The organism is Arthrobacter sp. zg-Y1219, from assembly GCF_030125545.1.
In the GTDB taxonomy this organism is placed as follows: Bacteria; Actinomycetota; Actinomycetes; order Actinomycetales; family Micrococcaceae; genus Arthrobacter_B.
Genome location: NZ_JASKLY010000013.1, coordinates 239,148 through 256,880, shown reverse-complemented (window position 1 = coordinate 256,880; position 17,733 = coordinate 239,148). Strand labels below are relative to the sequence as shown.

The window sequence follows — 17,733 nt, the reverse complement described above, 5'->3', positions numbered from 1 at the left end:
GGCCCCTCATGCAAGAAGGACATCCTTCATACCTACCGGACGGAGGGCAGTATTTCCATGCGGGCCCTGCGGCCCGCCCTTGTCCGGGGCCCCGCCGCGTGGTCGAATACTGGCATGAAAAACGGGGACACCGCCGTCCTGGCCATCGGCACCAAAAAGGGCCTGTGGCTGGCCACCAGCACCGACCGGCATGCCTGGACAGTGGCCGGCCCGCACTTCCTGATGGACGAAGTCGCCTCGCTGGCGGTTGATACGCGCGGCGGAACACCCCGCATCCTCGCGGGCATCATGAACTGGCACTGGGGGCCGTGCGTCGTCCACTCCGATGACCTCGGCGCAACGTGGAGCGAACCCGAAGACGGTGCCGTCCGGTTCCCGGAGGAGACCGGCGAGGCACTGGCGCGGGTGTGGCAGCTGCAGCCGGACAGCGATGCGCGCCCGGGCGTGGTGTGGGCCGGCGCCGAGCCCATTTCCGTATGGAAGTCCACCGACGGCGGTGAGCACTTCGAGATTAACCAGCCGTTTTGGGATCATCCCCACCGCAGCGAGTGGGGCGCCGGGTTCGGCGGCGCGGCCGCGCACACGGTTCTGCCCAGCCCGGCCGATGACACCGTTCATGTGGCCATCAGCACGGCCGGGGTGTACCGGACGGACGACGGCGGTGCGTCCTGGGTTCCGCGCAACAACGGCATCAGCGCCTATTTCCTGCCGGATCCGAATCCTGAGTTCGGCCAGTGCGTGCACAAGGCGGCCCGCGACGCCGGTGATCCGCAGCGGCTCTACGTGCAGAACCACCACGGCGTGTACCGCTCCGACGACGGCGGGGACTCGTGGATCTCGATTGCCGGCGGGCTGCCGGCCGATTTCGGTTTTGTCATGCTGTCCCATCCCACCCGGCCGGGCACCATCTGGACCGTGCCGCTGAAGGCCGACGGCGAGCGGATTCCGCCGGACGGCCGCCTCGCCGTGTACCGCAGCACCGACGCCGGGGAAAGCTGGACCCGGCTCGACGACGGCTTGCCCGAAACCGACTACAACGCGGTCCTCCGCGACGCCGCAGCCGTGGACACTGCCGAACCCGCCGGAATCTATTTCGGCACGCGCGGCGGCCAGGTGTTCGGCAGCGCGGACGAGGGAGACACCTTCTCGCTCGTGGCCGGCAACCTTCCCGATGTGCTGTGCGTGCGGGCCGGCATCGTGCCGGCAGGATTCGGCGCATGATCCCGGAGCCGGTTCATCTGGTCCTGCCGGCAGGGCTGTTCGCCGCCGCCGGAGGGAACCGAGAGCTGGAGCGGGCCGCCGGGGCCGGACTGACTGCCGCTCAGCTCCTGGACGGCTTGGCGGTTGACTACCCCAGGCTGGAACGCCGGATCCGGGATGAGGCCGGCCGGCTGCGGCGCTACGTGAACGTCTATATCGACGGCGAGGAGCTGCGGGCGCTGGACGGGCTGGCCAGCCGGGTGCGTCCGGGCGCGGAGGTCCTGATCCTGCAATCCGTGGCAGGCGGTTAGCTCACGGCCGGGCCTTGGCTTAACGCAGCAGGCGCCCCGCCTTTCGGCGGAGCGCCTGCTGCTTTTGGGTCCCGCGGTTCTGCGGATCCCCGGCTGTTCTGCCCGGTTGTTAGGCCGGGAGCTGCAGCACCTGGCCGGTGAAGATCAGGTCTGCGTGGATGATGGTGTCGGCGTTGGCGTTGTACAGTGCCGGCCAGCCACCTTCGATACCCAGCTTCTCGGCAATGGCGGAGAGCGTGTCGCCGGACTGGACGGTGTAGGTTTCACCGCTCAGGGCCGGGGCCGGGGTCTGCACCGGAGCCGGTGCAGGGGCCGGAGCCTCAGGCAGGACCTGTACCGGGGTCTGCGGCACTGCGGCCTCCGGTACCACCGGGGTCTCGGGGACGGCGTAGGTCTCCACCGGAACAGTTTCCTGAACCGGCGCCTCGGCGACGTACTCAGTGGTCTGTTCGGGGGCAACATACTGCTGCGTGGTCTGCTCCGGGGCCACGTATTCCGGCGTGGCCGGGGCAACGGCCTGGCTCTCGGTGCTCACCGAACCGGTGGCACCGCCGGACAGACCGAGCTTGGCGGAGCAGGCGGGCCATGCGCCCCAGCCCTGGCCGGCGAGAACACGCTCGGCCACGGCAATCTGCTGTTCCCGGCTAGCGGAGGACGGATCACCGGTGCCGCCGAAGGCAGCCCAGGTGCTCGGCGTGAACTGAAGTCCGCCGGAGAATCCGTTGCCGGTGTTGATGCTCCAGTCACCGCCGCTTTCGCACTGTGCCAGTGCATCCCATGTGCTCGCGTCAGCAGCCTGAGACGGTACTGCGGTCAGGGCGAGGCCTGCACCTGAGATGGCTGCAACAGCGAGTCCCCGGCGCACGTTTCGGCTGATCTTAGACTTGGTCATTAGTAGTGGCTGCTCCCAAGGGCCCACCTGCGTTCCACCCTTCCCAGGGCTTCTCTACGCTGCCGCCAGCCCCATGTGAAAATAGAGGGCATGGATACGGTGCCTGACGAAGTGGCGACATCTGGTGGCTCGAGGCACCGAGCGTGCGGCTGCACCTGGAACGGTGCCAGCCTGATCGCCGGACACCATGGGTCCGACTGCGGTCCGGACCTTTGCCGAACCGTTAACTACCGTAAGACATGTTGGCTCCGAGTCCAACTGATTCCAAAATGGTATCGATCACAGCGGATCGTTATGCTTCTGATACCCGTATCAACACGCGGATCGGGTATGGGACGCCGCGTCAGCTGTGCCGAAGCTCATAGAGCGTGCACCCTTGCGCTGTGGACAGCCAAGGGTCCCGGGTCTAGGGTTTGACCACGTGCTCACCTTCCTCAATGCGTTGAAACGCATTCTTGTCGGGCGTCCCTACGGCAACGAACAGCTCTCGCGCACGCTTCTTCCCAAGCGCATTGCCCTTCCCGTGTATGCATCCGACGCCCTCTCGTCCGCGGCCTACGCCCCGGACGAAATCCTGCTGACCCTGGCCCTGGCCGGAGTAACCGCCGTCACCCTTTCGCCCTGGGTCGGGCTGGCCGTCATCGTGGTCCTCCTGACCGTCGTCGCGTCCTATCGGCAGAACGTGCACGCCTATCCTTCCGGCGGGGGAGACTACGAGATCGCCAACGCCAACCTCGGCAAACCCGCGGGGATGACGGTCGCCTCCGCCCTGCTGGTGGACTACGTGCTCACGGTCGCAGTTTCCATGTCGTCGGCCTCCCACTATCTGGTGACGGCCGCGCCGGCGCTCAACGGGCTTCAGGCTCCGATAGCCGCCGTTGGCGTGGCCACTTTGGTCCTGGTCAACCTGCGCGGCATCCGGGAAGCGGGCACCCTCTTCGCGGTTCCCACCTACCTCTTCATGGCATCGGTGCTGGGCATGTGTGCCTACGGCGCGTTCCAGGCAGCCGCGGGAAACCTGGCCGATGCTCCGTCCGCGGCGTTTGACCTGGTCCCGGAGTCGGGGCTGGACAGCGGACTGGTGGGCCTGGCCGGAGCCTTTCTGCTGCTGAGGGCCTTCTCCTCGGGGGCCGCCGCCCTGACCGGTGTGGAGGCCATCAGCAACGGGGTGCCGAACTTCCGCAAGCCCAAGAGCACCAACGCCGCCACCACCCTGCTCCTGCTGGGCGTGGTGAGTGCGTCCATGCTGGCCGGCATCCTGGCCCTGGCCAGCGCCACCGAGGTCCGCGTCGTCCAGGACCCGGCCACCCAGCTGACCCTGAACGGCGCCCCCGTGGGCCCGGATTACGTGCAGCATCCGGTCATCAGCCAACTTGCGGAAACCGTCTTCGGCGACGGCAGCCTCCCGTTCTACATTGTGGTGGCCGCAACCGGCCTGATCCTGGTGTTCGCCTCGAACACTGCGTTCAACGGCTTTCCGGTGCTGGCCTCGATCCTGGCCAAGGACGGCTTCCTGCCCCGGCAGATGCGCACGCGCGGCGACCGGCTCGCCTTCAGCAACGGCATCATCGCCCTTGGCCTCGGCGCCCTGGTGCTGATACTGGTTTTCAACGCCGACGTCACCCGGCTGATCCAGCTGTACATTGTCGGCGTGTTCGTCTCGTTTACCGTCAGCCAGCTGGGCATGATCCGGCATTGGACGGCCAAGCTGCGCACCGAACGGAAAAGGGACGCCCGGCGCCGGATGCAGCGCTCCCGGGTAATCAACGCCGTCGGCTTCGGCATGACCGCGCTGGTGCTGCTGATTGTCCTGATCACCAAGTTCACCCACGGCGCCTGGATTGCCCTGCTGGCAATGGGCGGGCTGTATCTGCTGATGTTCTCCATCCGGACGCACTATGACTCCGTGGCCCGGGAACTCTCGGTGGAGGACAATGTCCAGGGCCTGGCCCTGCCCTCGCGGGTGAACGCCGTCATCCTGGTTTCCAAGGTGCACAAACCGTCCCTGCGGGCACTGGCCTACGCCCGGGCTTCGCGGCCGTCCAGCCTGAACGCGATCGTCGTGGACATTGACTCCGAGGACACCGAGCGCGTCCTGGAGGAGTGGGAGCGCCTGCAGATTCCGGTGCCGCTGACGGTCCTGTCCTCCCCGTACCGGGAGACCGTCTCCCCGGTGCTCGCGTACCTGCGCGAGGCGCGGCGGACCGCCCCGCGGGACCTGTTTGTGGTCTACATCCCCGAGTACGTCGTCGGGCGCTGGTGGGAGCAGCTGGTCCACAACCAAACCGCGCTGCGGATCAAGGCACGGCTGCACTTCGAGCCGGGCATCATGGTGGCCAGCGTTCCCTGGCAGCTCGCCTCCAGCCGGGACCGCAACGCCACGCCGACGCCCGGTTCCGGGCTCTAGCGGCGGAGGCGCCCGGCGCCGCCGTCGTCACCGTCCCGGCGACGACGGCGTCCGGCTAGTCGTCCGGGTTGGTGACGGCGGGAACGGGCAGTCCCCGGCCGGCGAGGACCGAGCGGTAGGCGTACTCCGTCAGCCGCCCTTCGCCATGCGCCTGCTCCACGGCCTCAAATGACCGCGGACCCGGCTCATTGCTGTACGGGAAGTGAATCAGCTCGGCAACGAGCTCCCATTCCTCGGCGATGGTGTCAATGAGCTCACCCGGGGTCTCGTCCTTGCCGGGCCCGCCGCCCAGGACGGTCCAGGATTCTTCCGGAACCCGGTAGGCCTCCAGCCGTTCCAGGTCCGCCTCAAGTTCCTCGAGGGAGGCATACTCGGTCTGGGCCTCGGCCGGAACCGAGCCGTCCGCCGTCGCCAGCTGGCTGACGAATCCGGTTTCCAGGGGATAGACGGAGGTGGGCACAGGCTCGCCCTCTTCCAGGTAGGCGGGAAGCTGCGACGGCATCCAGTACCAGGCGTCGCCCTGGTCTGCCCCGCCGGGCTGGCTCCGCTCGCTGATCCAGCCGCGGGCCGTGAGCAGCGCCTCGCCCTCGTCACTGACGAACGTTGGCGTGTTGCCGAAGAGCAGATTGGTTTCGTGCTCGGTGCGGCGGGCCTGCTTCTTCTTGGCGGCGGCCTTCTTGCGGGGTTTGGACTTGGGCACGGGTACTCCTTGGGAAAGAACTGGTCAGGGGACGGCTGGCGAAGAACCCTCGGGCTGCAGACCGGCAGTACCGATTCTAGTCGCCGGGGCGGTCCCGGCCCGGAGAAGGCTCCGGGCGGCAGGCCTAGAAGCCCGAGCCGCCCTCCACCGCCATGTTGGAGAAGCGGGAGTAATGGCCCTGGAAGCCCACGGTGATGGTCTTGGTGGGACCGTTGCGGTGCTTGGCCACAATCACGTCAGCTTCGCCGGCGCGCGGGGACTCCTTGTCGTAGATGTCCTCGCGGTGCAGCAGGATGACCATGTCGGCGTCCTGCTCGATGGAACCGGATTCACGCAGGTCGGAGATCATCGGCTTCTTGTCGGTGCGCTGCTCGGAACCACGGTTCAGCTGCGACAGGGCGATGACCGGGACTTCCAGTTCCTTGGCCAGCAGCTTCAGGGCACGGGAGAACTCGGAAACTTCCTGCTGGCGTGACTCCACTTTCTTGCCGGAAGACATCAGCTGCAGGTAGTCAAGGACCACGAGCTTCAGGTCGTGGCGCTGCTTCAGGCGCCGGCATTTTGCGCGGATTTCCATCAGCGACATATTGGGGCTGTCGTCGATGAACAGCGGAGCCTCATTCATCCGGCCCATGGTGGTGGCGATCTTGCCCCACTGCTCGTCCTTGATGGTTCCCTTGCGCAGGTCCTGCAGGGCGATCGTGGCCTCCGCGGAGAGCAGGCGCATGGCAATCTCGTTGCGGCCCATTTCCAGCGAGAAGAAGACGGTGGTCATGTTGTTCTTGATGGCGGCCGAGCGGGCGAAGTCCAGGGCGAAGGTTGACTTACCCACGGCGGGGCGGGCGGCGATCACGATCATCTGGCCGGGGTGCAGCCCCTGCGTCAGTTCATCAAGTTCGTAGAAACCGGTCGGCACGCCGGTCATCCCCTCGCCCTTGTGCTGGGCGGCTTCAATTTCGTCCACCGTGCCCTCGATGATGTCCTTCAGGGGCACGTAGTCCTCGGCGGTGCGCCGTTCCGCGACGGCGTAGACCTCGGCCTGGGCGGCGTTGACGATGTCGTCAACCTCCATGCCGTCGCTGGAGTAACCCAGCTGGACGATCTTGGTCCCGGCATCCACAAGGCGGCGCAGGACGGCCCGCTCACGGACAATTTCCGCGTAGAAACCGGCGTTGGCCGCGGTGGGCACCGACTGGATGAGCGTGTGGAGGTACGCCGGGCCGCCGATGCGACCAATCTCGCCGCGCTTGGTGAGCTCATCGGAGATGGTGACGGCGTCGGCCGGTTCGCCCCGGCCGTACAGGTCAATGATGGCTTCAAAAATGGATTCGTGTGCCGGGCGGTAGAAGTCGATGCCGCGGAGCACCTCGACCACGTCAGCAATGGCGTCCTTGGAGAGCATCATGCCGCCCAGAACTGACTGCTCGGCAACCAGATCCTGCGGCGGTGTCCGTGCGAAGTCGGAGCTGGAGCTGGATGCCGGTGCGTCAGTATGCATGAGCGACACTGTGTAACCCTTTCCCAAGGTACTGCTGAGTTGCGATCCCTGCCCGGTGGCAGCTGATTCAGGTCTATCCCGCCGCGGTGACACTTTTGCGGGCGGCGGCCGCCGGTCAAACGGCACCGTCTTCGGTGACGGGGCAAGGAGTCGATTAGAAGGGATTCACCCGCAACCGTAGTCCCGAAAACCCCTGCTCCCAAACGAGTTATCCACAGCCCTTGTGGACAAGATGTTGATAACTGGGCGTGTCTTGTGCACAGGTTGGGCATAAGGGTGTGGATAAACTATTGATTTTGCGGCAAATAGCTCTCTGACTAGGGGAAATACTCGTCCACACCTGTGTATAGCGACTATTTTTTCTCAACATTCACCCCCTGCTTTCAGGTTGACAGATGGCCTCAAGGGGCATATGGCCCGGGTTATCCCCCGATCCGCGGCGATTGTCCACAGCTAATATCCACAGGAGCTCCCTCCGGCCCGTGAGGGGCGCGTGCGGGATGCTCCCGGTGGGTCCGCAGGGTCGTACGCCACTGCCGCTCCGGGGCCCGCAGAAGGCCGTGCACGCCGGAAGGCGGTTGCGACTGCCCCGTTTCCGTGCGTCCGGAGGTTCGCCGGACGCACGGAAACGGACACAAAAGCGCCCCCCGCCACAAGGGCGGAGGGCGCTCGGCACACGCCCGAGGGCGTGCTGGTGGACGTGCTAGCCGGCTACGACGTTGAGGTCGATGACAGCAGCGACGTCGTCGTGCAGACGAACGTTGGCCTGGAAGGAACCAACCGACTTGATGTGAGCCGGCAGTTCAACCTTGCGCTTGTCGATGGTGCCGAGACCGGCAGCTTCGACAGCAGCAGCAACATCGGCAGCCTTGACCGTGCCGAAGAGGCGTCCGGACTCGCCGGCCTTGACGGCCAGAGTGACCGGCTTGGCGGAGAGTGCAGCAGCCTGCTTCTGAGCATCTTCCAGGGAAGCGTGCTCGCGGGCGGCGCGGGCAGCCTTGATGGATTCAACCTGCTTCTCGCCACCCTTGGTCCAGGTCAGAGCGAAGCCGCGGGGCAGAAGGAAGTTACGTGCGTAACCATCCTTTACCTCGATGACGTCGCCGGCAGCGCCGAGACCGGTTACTTCGTGGGTCAGAATGAGCTTTGCCATGAGTTAGGTTCCTTTCCTTAGCCGCGGCCAGCGCCGGAGTACGGCAGGAGAGCAACTTCACGGGCATTCTTGATTGCCTGAGCGATTTTGCGCTGTTCCTGCACGGTTACGCCAGTTACGCGACGGGCGCGGATCTTTCCGCGGTCGGAAATGAACTTGCGCAGCAATGCTACGTCCTTGTAGTCGATGACAGTGATGTCAGCGGCCTTCAAGGGATTGGACTTTGGTTTGGGCTTGCGAAGTTCAGCCTTAGCCATCGTGGAGCTCCTTATGTCTAGTGGAGCCCGTGGATCATTCCACGGGATGGGCTCGACGGCGAGTGCCGTCTGAGGTTGCGCCCGAAGGCGCAGGGGTGAAGAAGGGCAGGCTTCCCGTGAGGGCAGACACCGGTCTTCGGTGGAGATTTAGAAGGGCGGGTCGTTGGAATCCGGTCCGTTGCCCCAGCCGCCGGCGTTGCCGCCGCCTGCGGGAGCACCCCAGGGATCTTCGGCCGGCGCAGCCTGTGGCTGCTGCTGGCCTCCGCCCCATGCGGGGTTGGAATTGCCGCCGAAGCCGCTGTTTCCGGAGTTTCCGCTGTTGCCGCCGAAGTTGCCGCCACCGCCGCCGGAGCGCTGGGTGCGGGTAACCTTCGCGGAAGCGTACCGAAGCGAGGGGCCGATCTCGTCGACCTCAAGCTCCATGACGGTGCGCTTTTCGCCTTCTTTGGTTTCGTACGAACGCGACTTCAGGCGGCCCTGGCAAACAACACGCGTCCCCTTGGTCAGGGATTCGGCCACGTTCTCAGCGGCTTCGCGCCAGACAGATGCCCGAAGGAACAGCGTTTCGCCGTCCTTCCAGTCATTTGACGTGCGGTCGAAGGTCCGCGGAGTCGAGGCAATGGTGAAGTTAGCCACTGCCGAACCTGACGGCGTGAACCGGAGTTCCGGATCATTCGTTAGGTTGCCGACGACGGTAATAGTTGTCTCGCCTGCCATGGTGTCTCCTGATTTCGGTTTGGTTTGCAGAAATTACTCTGCGGAAACCTTTGCAGCTTCAGCCTTTGCGGCCTTCTTGGCATCCTTTTTCGAGATCTTCTGCTCTTCCGGGCGGATGATCTTGGTGCGCATGATGGTTTCGTTCAGGCTCAGCTGGCGGTCAAGCTCAGCAGCAGCTGCAGGCGTCGCGGTGAAGTTAACCACTGCGTAGATGCCTTCAGCCTTCTTCTGGATTTCGTAGGCGAGGCGGCGACGGCCCCAGATGTCGACCTTGTCGATGGTTCCACCATCGTTGCGGACTACATTGAGGAACTTGTCGAGCGAAGGCTCGACTGTACGCTCTTCTACCTCGGGGTCGATGATAACCATCAGTTCATAAGCACGCATTTGTGAACCCACCTCCTTTGGGCTATACGGTCACGGCATTTCCGTAACAGGAGGTTCTTTTGCGTTGTCGTCCTGCCGATCCTGGGTGACCAGGCGGCGGGAAAGCAGTCGGCGTAGCCGATAGCACAGACTTAGCTAGTCTACCGGACGCCGGAAGGTGATCCGGACGGGACGGGACGCTGCACCCGCAGGGCACCCCGCCCGGGCCGCCCCTCCCGGGTCCTTCCACCGGGAGGCTGCCCCGGGTCAGCCGGCGAAAAACACTTCGGTCACCTTCGCCAGGTGGTGCGGATCCTGGACGCCGGCCATCTCGCGGGCCGAATGCATGGACAGGAGCGGAATCCCGACGTCGACGGTGCGGATGCCCAGCCTCGTGGCGGTGAGCGGCCCGATCGTGGAGCCGCAGGGCATCGAGTTGTGCGAGACGAATTCCTGATAGGGAATGCCCGCCCGCCGGCACAGTCCGGCCCAGCGGGCCGCGCCCGGCGCGTCAGTGGTGTACCGCTGGTTCGCATTGATCTTCAGCAGCGGACCGCCGTTGAGCACCGGGTGGTTGGCCGGGTCGTGGCGCTCGGCGTAGTTCGGGTGGACGGCGTGGCCGGCGTCGGCCGAGATGCAGAAGGAGGCCGCGAACGCCCGCTGCCGATCCAGCGCGGATCCGCCGAGGCCGCCGGAAATCCGGTTCAGCACGTCCTCCAGGAACGGCCCGGCAGCCCCGGAACGGCTGCCGCTGCCCACTTCCTCGTGGTCGAAGGCCGCCAGGACGGCGATGGACCCGCCAGTCTTGTTCTCCGACGCGGCGATCAGGGCGGCCAGTCCGGCGTGGACCGAGGACAGGTTGTCCAGCCGTCCGGAGGCAAAGAACTCGTGGTCGGCACCGAAGGTGCGGGGTTCCTGGGTGTCAGCGGCAACGATGTCGTACCCGCCCACCTCGGCGGCGGACAGTCCGGCACGGGCGGCCAGGAGTTCCAGCAGATCCGCGGTGGAGGGATCCCCCAGCCCCCAGACCGGGTTCATGTGCTGCTGTTTGTCCAGTTTCAGGCCCTCATTGACGGACCGGTCCAGGTGAATGGCCAGCTGCGGGAAACGCAGCAGCGGACCGGTTTTCACCAGGTGCTCCTCGCCGTCCAGGGTGACCAGGCGCCCGGCCAGCTGCAGCTCGCGGTCCAGCCAGGAGTTCAGCAGCGGTCCGCCGTAAACTTCGACCCCGGCCTGCAGCCAGCCGAGCCGGCCGGTGGTGGACCGCGGCTTGAGCTTGAAGGACGGGGAATCGGTGTGGCTGCCCAGAATCGAGAATCCGGTCGCGGCGCCGGCGCCCGGCGGAACGATCCAGGCGATCAGGGCGCCGTCGCGCACCACCGAGTATTTTCCGGGCTCCGCCGGCCATTCCAGGCTTTCATCAAGTTCGGTGAAGCCCGCCGCCGCCAGGCGGCGCGCGCCCTCGCGGGCCGCGTGGAAGCTGGAGGGTGAGGCGCTGACAAAAGCACCGAGGTCTTGGATGTGATCCATTGCATCAGACATACACCGATTCAACCAGAGCCTGCTCCCCGTGCGTAATGGCTCCGCCGAATGCGGGAAAACAGGCCGGTTAACGACGGAAACTCCCCGCTGTGGAGGAGTTTCCGGCCCTCGAAAGGGCATCCGGTGGAGACAGCGGCAGCCGTTCATCCGCCGCTGCCGGCACCAAACTTCCTGCGGCCCGCCGTTTCAGCGGGGCCTGTCCCGGACACCGTCCTTAGACGTCCCGGCGCTTGGTCACCAGCAGGGAAGCGAGCAGTAGCACCACTGCCCAGGCGGCCATCACCAGGCCGCCTTCGAGCGGAGTGAGCTGTCCTTCGGTGGTGGACAGCGCCAGCATCATGTCGCCGGCGTTGGTGGGCAGGAAGCGTGCGGCGTCGGGAATCCAGTCCGCCAGGCCCTGGATCAGGTTCACCACGATCACCGGAACCACGAAGAACAGACCGATGGCGGTCACCACGCCGCCGGCGGTGTTGCGCAGCAGGGTGCCGATGGCCATCGAGATCACCGCGATGAGCGCCAGATAGGTTCCGGTGTTCAGGATGGACCGCCACACGCCCTCGTCCGACAGGGCGAACTCCAGGTCTTCGGCGGCCAGAATGGGCTGGGCGATGAAGTAGGAGACCAGCGCTGCGCCGGCACCGAGGACAAACGCGACGACGGCGATCACCAGATTCTTGGCCAGCAGCGCCGGAATGCGCTTGGGCACGGCGACCATGGTGGAGCGGATCATTCCCGTGCCCCATTCCGAGGCGATCAGGACCACGGCCAGGGATGCAATGAGCAGCTGTCCGAAGATGTAGCCGCTGGCGGGTGCAAGCTTGGCGTCCTCCCGCATGTCTTCCATGGTGACGCCACCCATCTGTGCCTGCATTTCGGGCGATGCGTCGGCGATGAAGCCAACGGAGACGGCCATCTGCCAGGCGTACAGGGCGCTGAGCCCCACCATGACCACCAGCGTGATGATCAAAAGGATCACGGTGGAGGGAACGGTGGTGACCTTGATCCATTCCGACCGCAGGACACGGCCGAAGGTGAGGCCGGAGCCGTCTCGGCGGCGGGCCGGGGCAGGTGTGGGTAATGTCTGGCTGCTCATGCTGATTCTCCTCCGCGCGCGGCGTGGACGCCGGCCATGCGGGCCGGCACCGGGTCCTGCTGGATGGACTGTGACTGGTATTCGACCTGATCGCGGGTCAGCTCCATGTAGGCGTCCTCCAGCGATACCTGCCGCGGCGTGAGCTCGTAGATCAGGATCCGACGGTCCAGCGCTGCCTCGGCAATGCTGCGCGGCTCCCGCCCGGTGACCTCCAAAAGGTCCGGTTCCAGTTGCGCGAAGGACGTTTCACGGTTTTCCAGTGCCCGGCGCAGCTCGTCGGGCTGGTCGGTCCGGACCAGGGTGCGCAGCCGGCCACCGCCGTCAATGATGTCGGCTATGGGCGCATCGGCAATGATGCGGCCGCGGCCGATGACGATCAGATGGTCGGCGGTAACTGCCATTTCACTCATCAGGTGCGAGGACAGGAAGACTGTCCGCCCTTCGGCGGCCAGCCCCTTGGCCAGGTTGCGCACCCACAGCACGCCCTCCGGATCGAGGCCGTTGACCGGTTCGTCGAAGATCAGGGTCTGCGGGTCGCCGAGGAGGGCGACGGCGATGCCCAGCCGCTGCCCCATGCCCAGCGAGAAGCCGCCCACCCGGCGCCGGGCGACCGGCCCGAGTCCGGTCAGCTCAATGACATCGTTGACCCGCTTGTTGGAAATCCCGTGCGTGGCGGCCATGGCGCGCAGGTGGTTGTAGGCCGAACGCTTGGTGTGGACGGCTTTCGCGTCAAGGAGTGCCCCCACCTCGTGCAGCGGTGCCTTGTGCTGGGCATAGGGTTTGCCGTTAACCGTGACCCCGCCGGCGGACGGCCGGTCCAGGCCGACAATCATGCGCATGGTGGTGGATTTTCCGGCGCCGTTGGGGCCCAGGAACCCGGTCACCCTGCCGGGCTTGACGGTGAAGGAAATGCCGTCGACGGCATGCTTGCTGCCGAAGGTCTTGGCGAGGCCGTGTGCCTCAATCATGGTGCGTTCCTCACTTTGGAGTGGAAGCGGACAGCCGGGACTTTTCGGTTCCGACGCCCGGTGACGGGCAACTCCGAAGCGTTCAGCTTCCCCAGCTCTCCCTTAGCCTACGGGTCAGCCCCGGCGCTGGCCCGGCACCGAGGGATGATGTTGCGCATAAAAATCTCCGCCTTAGGGATGACACCCGGCGGGAACGGCACACGCGCCGCGTCTCAGGTCCCGGGCGCCGCTGGCCCGTCCCCGGCGGTCCGGGACCGGTCGATCTCCTGCGACTGGTACTCGACCTGTCCGCGGGTCAGCTCCATGTAGGCGTCCTCGAGGGAGAGCTGCTGGGGCGTGAGCTCGGTGAGGAGAATGCCGCGGGACAGCGCCGCCTCCGCAATGCTGCGGGACGACAACCCGAGGATGTCCAGGTGGTCCGCCGCCAATCGGCGCACCTCAACCCCGGCCGAGCCGATCGCCGCCGTCAGGGCATCGGCGTCGTCGGTGCGCACCAGGATGCGTTCCTGTGCACTGCCGGCAAGGACTTCGTCCATCGGCGCGTCAGCCAGGATCCTGCCGCGGCCGATCACGAGCAGGTGGTCGGCGGTCACTGCCATCTCGCTCATCAGGTGCGAGGAGATGAACACGGTGCGGCCCTCGGCGGCGAGGCCGCGGACCAGGTGGCGGACCCACAGCACCCCCGCGGGGTCCAAGCCGTTGACCGGCTCGTCGAAGATCAGGGTCTGCGGGTCCCCCAGCATCGCCGCGGCGATGCCCAGGCGCTGCCCCATTCCCAGCGAAAAGCCGCCCACGCGCTTCCTGGCCACCGGACCGAGGCCGGTCAGCTCAATGACCTCGTTGATCCGGCCGGAGGAAATGCCGTGGGTGGCAGCCAGCGCCCGCAGGTGGTTGTACGCGGTGCGTTTGGGATGCACGGCTTTGGCCTCGAGCAGGGCGCCGACCTCGTGCAGGGGTGCCCGGTGGCTGGCATACGGGCTCCCATTGACAATGACGGTGCCGGCGGTGGGACGGTCCAGGCCCACGATCATGCGCATGGTGGTGGATTTCCCGGCACCGTTGGGACCCAGGAACCCGGTCACCTTTCCCGGCCGGACCGAAAAGGTGATGCCGTCGACGGCGGTCGTGTCACCGAAACGCTTGGCAAGCCGTTGTGCCTCAATCATGATGTGCCCTTCGCTGGAGCGGACAGGGGCTGCACGGGAAACCGGTCCGCTGCCTAGCGGGAGCTTACCGACTCAAACTTCCGCACCGCCAGAGGAACAAAGACCAGCAGCATCGCCGCCGACCCGATCAGGACCGTCGCGGTCGCATGCTGCATGGGCCAGGTGTCCGGCACCGGGGTGTCACCCAGGTTGCCGAACAGCTCCCGCGCGGCCTGCACCAGGGCCGACACCGGATTCCAGTTCGCGAAGACCTCCAGCGGCGCCGGCAGGGTGGAGCTCTGCACAAATGCGTTGGAGATGAACGTGATGGGAAACAGGATCATGAAGGACGCGTTGTTGATGGTCTCCGGTGAGCGGACGCTCATGCCGAGCAGGGCCATCACCCAGCTGAAGGCATAGGAAAAGAGCAGCAGCAGCCCCACCCCGGCCAGGAAGGAGGCGAAGGAGGTGTTGACCCGCCAGCCCACCAGCAGACCGGTCGCCATCATGATGAGCATGGAAATCGCGTTGAGCACCAGGTCCGAGTTGGTCCTCCCGATCAGCACCGCCGAGGGGCTCATCGGGAGGGTGCGGAACCGGTCGACGATTCCCTCCTTCAGGTCCTGGGCCATCGCCGCCCCGGAGAACGTGGAACCGAAAACCACTGTCTGGGCGAAGATTCCCGCCATCAGATACTGCGTGTAGTCGGTGCCGGCCACTGAAATCGAACCGCCGTAGACCTGGCTGAACAGCAGCACGAACATGATGGGCTGCAGGACGGCGAAGATGATCATGTCCGGCGAGCGCTTGATTTTGATCAGGTTGCGCCAGGTGACGGTCCAGCCGTCAGCGGCCCAGTTGGCTGTGGCCGCTTTGCCGCGGGTGGTCACGACGGGCAGTCGGGTTGCTGCGGCACTCATCGGCGGGCTCCTTCCTTGTCATCTGCATCCGCTGCAGCCCCGGCTTCCGGTTCCTCCTCGGCGGGTCGGCCGGTGAGCTGCAGGAAAACGTCGTCCAGCGTGGGCCGGCGGATGCCGGCGTCGTGCAGTCCGATGCCCTGCGCCTGCAAATCCGAGAGCACGAGCTGCAGGGAGGCCGGGCCGTTCTGGACGCTCACTTCCAGGGCGCGCCCGTCGTCGGCCGTGTGCGGCTGGCCGGAGCCGTGGCGGGCGAGAACGGCCTCGGCCGCGGCGGCGTCGTTTCCGTCCACCAGCGCCACGGCGACACTGTGTCCGCCAATCCGGGACTTCAGCTGATCCGAGGTGCCCTCGGCGATCACTGTCCCGTGGTCGATCACGGCCACCGTGTCCGCCAGCTGGTCCGCTTCTTCCAGGTACTGCGTGGTCAGCAGCAGCGTGGTGCCTCCGGCAACGAGGTCCTTGATGACTTGCCACAGCGCGAGGCGGCTGCGCGGGTCAAGGCCGCTGGTCGGTTCGTCCAGGAACAGCACCCGCGGGCTGTTCACCAGGGCTCCGGCCAGGTCCAGGCGCCGCCGCATGCCGCCGGAATAGCCCTTAACCGGGCGGTTGCCGGCCTCGGCGAGGTCGAACATGTCGATCAGTTCGGCTGCGCGGGCCCGGGCCTGCCTGTCCGGAAGGTGGTACAGCCGGCCGACCATCCGCAGGTTTTCCATGCCGGTCAGGTTTTCATCGACCGCGGCGTACTGGCCGGAAACGCCGATGATCCTCCGGACCTCCTTGGGATGGGCGAGCACGTTGATGCCGTCGATGGTGACGGTTCCGGCGTCGGGCTTGATCAGCGTGGTGAGGACCTTGACGGCGGTGGTCTTTCCCGCGCCGTTCGGTCCTAGCAGTGCCATGACGGCGCCTTCGGGCACCGCAATGTCCAGTCCGGCCAGCGCATGGACCGGCCCCGACTTGGACTTATAGGTTTTCGCGACTCCGTGCGCCTCTATCAGCGGAGAGCCAGGGGCGCTCGGTTCTTCAGACGAGGTTGGGGAAATGAACATTGGTCGAAGATAGGCCGGGCACTGCGGGTCCGGCACCCCCATTGCGGACACATGCGGTCCGCTGGTTTTGGTGCCGGTTCGGACCGGGAGCTTTACGGAGCGGCCTCGGAAATTCTGTTCCGTTCCGCCGCGGCGGGGGCGAACAGGATGGAGAGCAGCATGGCCGCGCCCACCAGCAGCAGCGCGTTGCGGATACCCCAGTGCTCGCCCAGGAATCCCAGCACCGGCGGGCCGACAAAGAACGCCAGGTAGCCGATGGTGGACACCACCGACACCCGGCTGGCCGCGTGGGCCGGGTCTTCGCCGGCCGCTGACATGCCCATGGGGAAGCCCAGGGCCGCGCCGATTCCCCACAGGACGGCCCCGATCCCGGCCAGCACCAGGTTGGGGGCCAGGACAAACAGCAGCAGCCCGGCCAGCGACGCGCCCATGCAGATCCGCAGCGCCGGAACCCGTCCCCACTGGTCGATCAGCTGCGCGCCGAACCAGCGGGTGGCGGTCATGGCGGCCACGAAGATGCCGAACATCACCGCGCCGGCGGTTTCACTGGTGCCGAGGCCGTCCACGGTGGCCTTGGCCACCCAGTCGTTGGCGGCGCCCTCGGTCAGTGCGGCGCCCAAAACCACCACGCCGATCAGCAGGGTGCGCCCCTCCTTCCACGCGGCGAACCGCGACCGCGGAGCAGCGGGTGCGCCGTCGTCGTCGTGCGCCGGCACCGGGTCGGGCAGGAAGTTCCGCGGCACGGCCAGCACCAGCACCGTGGCAATCGCCACGATGCCCAGCAGATGCAGGGACAGCGAAATTCCGACGGCCGAGAGCACGGCGCCGATCATGGCGCCCACAAATGCACCGCCGCTGAACGCGGCATGGAACCTGGGCATCACCGTGCGGCCGAGGTGGCGTTCCACCTCGGTGCCCTCCAGGTTCATGGCCACGTCCCAGAGGCCGATGCCGGCGCCGAAGAGCAGCAGGCCGCCTGCGGCCAGCGGCACATTGGGCCAAAACAGGGAGGCGGCGATGATCAGGGAAGCGGCCGACGTCGTCAGACCGCCGGCGCGCACGGCACCGGCGGTGCCGATCCGCTGGGCGATGGATCCGGCCAGCGGCAGTGAACAGATCGAGCCGACGGCGGAAAACAGCAGCAGCAGCCCGACCCCCGCCGCGCCGATCCCGAGGGATTCGGCGGCGGCGGGAATGCGGGCGGCCCAGCTGGCAAAGATGAGGCCGTTGAGGCCAAAGATCACGAAGACGGAAATCAGGGCACGGTCCAGAGAGCTCTTCACGCCTATATTGTGCAGCCAGTCCGCGCCGCGGCGGAAACGGACCTTGCTCACACCGGCGGCAGCCGCAGCCCTGTGAGCCCACGATCTGCACACTGGATGGGCCCTGGCCATCGAGTGTGCAGATATAGCGGGCAGGATTCCCCGAGTGCGCACGTATGGCGGGCTCGGCGGCGCGGAAGTCACCCGATCTGCACACTCGGCGAGCGTGGGCCGACGAAAGCGGCTCGAAGTC

General features: G+C 66.3%; 17 protein-coding genes. 3 read left to right on the top strand and 14 right to left on the bottom strand.

From position 1 onward, the window contains the following. Window positions 1–114: 114 nt before the first annotated feature. Together QNO00_RS10420 and QNO00_RS10415 are read left to right on the top strand one after the other, a co-directional pair. The gene (locus QNO00_RS10420; protein ID WP_284024456.1) at window positions 115–1,221 is read left to right on the top strand and encodes a WD40/YVTN/BNR-like repeat-containing protein; all 1,107 of its coding nucleotides are present in this window, start codon (window positions 115–117) and stop codon (window positions 1,219–1,221) included. Then, window positions 1,218–1,511 carry a MoaD/ThiS family protein gene (locus QNO00_RS10415; RefSeq protein ID WP_284024455.1) on the top strand — a complete coding sequence of 98 codons (294 nt, stop codon included), beginning with the start codon at window positions 1,218–1,220 and terminating at the stop codon, window positions 1,509–1,511. The genes QNO00_RS10420 and QNO00_RS10415 overlap by 4 nt, the downstream gene beginning before the upstream one ends. Window positions 1,512–1,620: 109 nt before the next feature. On the opposite strand, the gene QNO00_RS10410 is transcribed toward QNO00_RS10415, so the two are convergent. Beyond that, window positions 1,621–2,403 (bottom strand): transglycosylase family protein, encoded by a 783-nt coding sequence (locus tag QNO00_RS10410; RefSeq protein ID WP_229966439.1) that lies wholly within the window; start codon window positions 2,401–2,403, stop codon window positions 1,621–1,623. Window positions 2,404–2,824: 421 nt separating this feature from the next. On the opposite strand from QNO00_RS10410, the gene QNO00_RS10405 reads away from it, so the two are divergent. Then, window positions 2,825–4,810 (top strand): APC family permease, encoded by a 1,986-nt coding sequence (locus QNO00_RS10405; RefSeq protein ID WP_284024454.1) that lies wholly within the window; start codon window positions 2,825–2,827, stop codon window positions 4,808–4,810. 55 nt (window positions 4,811–4,865) lie between these two features. On the opposite strand, the gene QNO00_RS10400 is transcribed toward QNO00_RS10405, so the two are convergent. The 13 genes from QNO00_RS10400 to QNO00_RS10340 all read right to left on the bottom strand — a co-directional run bounded on the left by QNO00_RS10400 (window position 4,866) and on the right by QNO00_RS10340 (window position 17,501). Next, window positions 4,866–5,510 carry a hypothetical protein gene (locus QNO00_RS10400; protein ID WP_229966441.1) on the bottom strand — a complete coding sequence of 215 codons (645 nt, stop codon included), beginning with the start codon at window positions 5,508–5,510 and terminating at the stop codon, window positions 4,866–4,868. Between the two features lie 124 nt (window positions 5,511–5,634). Beyond that, window positions 5,635–7,008, bottom strand: coding sequence for a replicative DNA helicase (dnaB, locus tag QNO00_RS10395; protein WP_229966442.1), 1,374 nt, complete (start codon window positions 7,006–7,008; stop codon window positions 5,635–5,637). Window positions 7,009–7,711: 703 nt separating this feature from the next. Beyond that, window positions 7,712–8,161, bottom strand: coding sequence for a 50S ribosomal protein L9 (gene rplI / locus QNO00_RS10390; RefSeq protein WP_229966443.1), 450 nt, complete (start codon window positions 8,159–8,161; stop codon window positions 7,712–7,714). A gap of 17 nt (window positions 8,162–8,178) precedes the next feature. Beyond that, window positions 8,179–8,418: a 30S ribosomal protein S18 gene (rpsR, locus tag QNO00_RS10385; RefSeq protein WP_003800144.1), complete on the bottom strand. Its 240-nt coding sequence runs from the start codon at window positions 8,416–8,418 to the stop codon at window positions 8,179–8,181. Between the two features lie 147 nt (window positions 8,419–8,565). Next, on the bottom strand, window positions 8,566–9,135 hold the full coding sequence (locus tag QNO00_RS10380; protein ID WP_229966444.1) for a single-stranded DNA-binding protein: 570 nt from the start codon (window positions 9,133–9,135) through the stop codon (window positions 8,566–8,568). A 33-nt stretch (window positions 9,136–9,168) separates the two neighbouring features. After that, a complete protein-coding gene (gene rpsF, locus QNO00_RS10375) occupies window positions 9,169–9,522 on the bottom strand; it encodes a 30S ribosomal protein S6 (RefSeq protein WP_152220935.1) in 354 nt (117 codons plus the stop codon). Window positions 9,523–9,768: 246 nt separating this feature from the next. After that, window positions 9,769–11,043 (bottom strand): M18 family aminopeptidase, encoded by a 1,275-nt coding sequence (locus QNO00_RS10370; RefSeq protein ID WP_229966445.1) that lies wholly within the window; start codon window positions 11,041–11,043, stop codon window positions 9,769–9,771. A 214-nt stretch (window positions 11,044–11,257) separates the two neighbouring features. Continuing rightward, on the bottom strand, window positions 11,258–12,136 hold the full coding sequence (locus tag QNO00_RS10365) for an ABC transporter permease (RefSeq protein ID WP_229966446.1): 879 nt from the start codon (window positions 12,134–12,136) through the stop codon (window positions 11,258–11,260). Next, window positions 12,133–13,104 carry an ABC transporter ATP-binding protein gene (locus QNO00_RS10360; protein ID WP_284024453.1) on the bottom strand — a complete coding sequence of 324 codons (972 nt, stop codon included), beginning with the start codon at window positions 13,102–13,104 and terminating at the stop codon, window positions 12,133–12,135. The genes QNO00_RS10365 and QNO00_RS10360 overlap by 4 nt, the downstream gene beginning before the upstream one ends. Window positions 13,105–13,316: 212 nt before the next feature. Beyond that, window positions 13,317–14,270 (bottom strand): ABC transporter ATP-binding protein, encoded by a 954-nt coding sequence (locus tag QNO00_RS10355; RefSeq protein ID WP_229966448.1) that lies wholly within the window; start codon window positions 14,268–14,270, stop codon window positions 13,317–13,319. Window positions 14,271–14,323: 53 nt separating this feature from the next. Beyond that, entirely contained in the window at window positions 14,324–15,169 is an 846-nt protein-coding gene (locus tag QNO00_RS10350; protein ID WP_229966449.1) for an ABC transporter permease, read from the bottom strand. Next, window positions 15,166–16,218: an ATP-binding cassette domain-containing protein gene (locus QNO00_RS10345; protein ID WP_229966450.1), complete on the bottom strand. Its 1,053-nt coding sequence runs from the start codon at window positions 16,216–16,218 to the stop codon at window positions 15,166–15,168. Before QNO00_RS10345 ends, QNO00_RS10350 begins: the two co-directional genes overlap by 4 nt. Before the next feature lie 92 nt (window positions 16,219–16,310). Then, window positions 16,311–17,501, bottom strand: coding sequence for an MFS transporter (locus QNO00_RS10340; protein WP_229966451.1), 1,191 nt, complete (start codon window positions 17,499–17,501; stop codon window positions 16,311–16,313). Window positions 17,502–17,733 lie beyond the last annotated feature (232 nt).

Coding starts and splice junctions, on each gene's coding strand:
- QNO00_RS10420 (WP_284024456.1), top strand. CDS start 115: ATGAAAAACGGGGACACCGCCGTCCTGGCCATCGGCACCAAAAAGGGC.
- QNO00_RS10415 (WP_284024455.1), top strand. CDS start 1,218: ATGATCCCGGAGCCGGTTCATCTGGTCCTGCCGGCAGGGCTGTTCGCC.
- QNO00_RS10410 (WP_229966439.1), bottom strand. CDS start 2,403: ATGACCAAGTCTAAGATCAGCCGAAACGTGCGCCGGGGACTCGCTGTT.
- dnaB (WP_229966442.1), bottom strand. CDS start 7,008: ATGCATACTGACGCACCGGCATCCAGCTCCAGCTCCGACTTCGCACGG.
- rplI (WP_229966443.1), bottom strand. CDS start 8,161: ATGGCAAAGCTCATTCTGACCCACGAAGTAACCGGTCTCGGCGCTGCC.
- rpsR (WP_003800144.1), bottom strand. CDS start 8,418: ATGGCTAAGGCTGAACTTCGCAAGCCCAAACCAAAGTCCAATCCCTTG.
- QNO00_RS10380 (WP_229966444.1), bottom strand. CDS start 9,135: ATGGCAGGCGAGACAACTATTACCGTCGTCGGCAACCTAACGAATGAT.
- rpsF (WP_152220935.1), bottom strand. CDS start 9,522: ATGCGTGCTTATGAACTGATGGTTATCATCGACCCCGAGGTAGAAGAG.
- QNO00_RS10370 (WP_229966445.1), bottom strand. CDS start 11,043: ATGTCTGATGCAATGGATCACATCCAAGACCTCGGTGCTTTTGTCAGC.
- QNO00_RS10365 (WP_229966446.1), bottom strand. CDS start 12,136: ATGAGCAGCCAGACATTACCCACACCTGCCCCGGCCCGCCGCCGAGAC.
- QNO00_RS10360 (WP_284024453.1), bottom strand. CDS start 13,104: ATGATTGAGGCACACGGCCTCGCCAAGACCTTCGGCAGCAAGCATGCC.
- QNO00_RS10355 (WP_229966448.1), bottom strand. CDS start 14,270: ATGATTGAGGCACAACGGCTTGCCAAGCGTTTCGGTGACACGACCGCC.
- QNO00_RS10350 (WP_229966449.1), bottom strand. CDS start 15,169: ATGAGTGCCGCAGCAACCCGACTGCCCGTCGTGACCACCCGCGGCAAA.
- QNO00_RS10345 (WP_229966450.1), bottom strand. CDS start 16,218: ATGTTCATTTCCCCAACCTCGTCTGAAGAACCGAGCGCCCCTGGCTCT.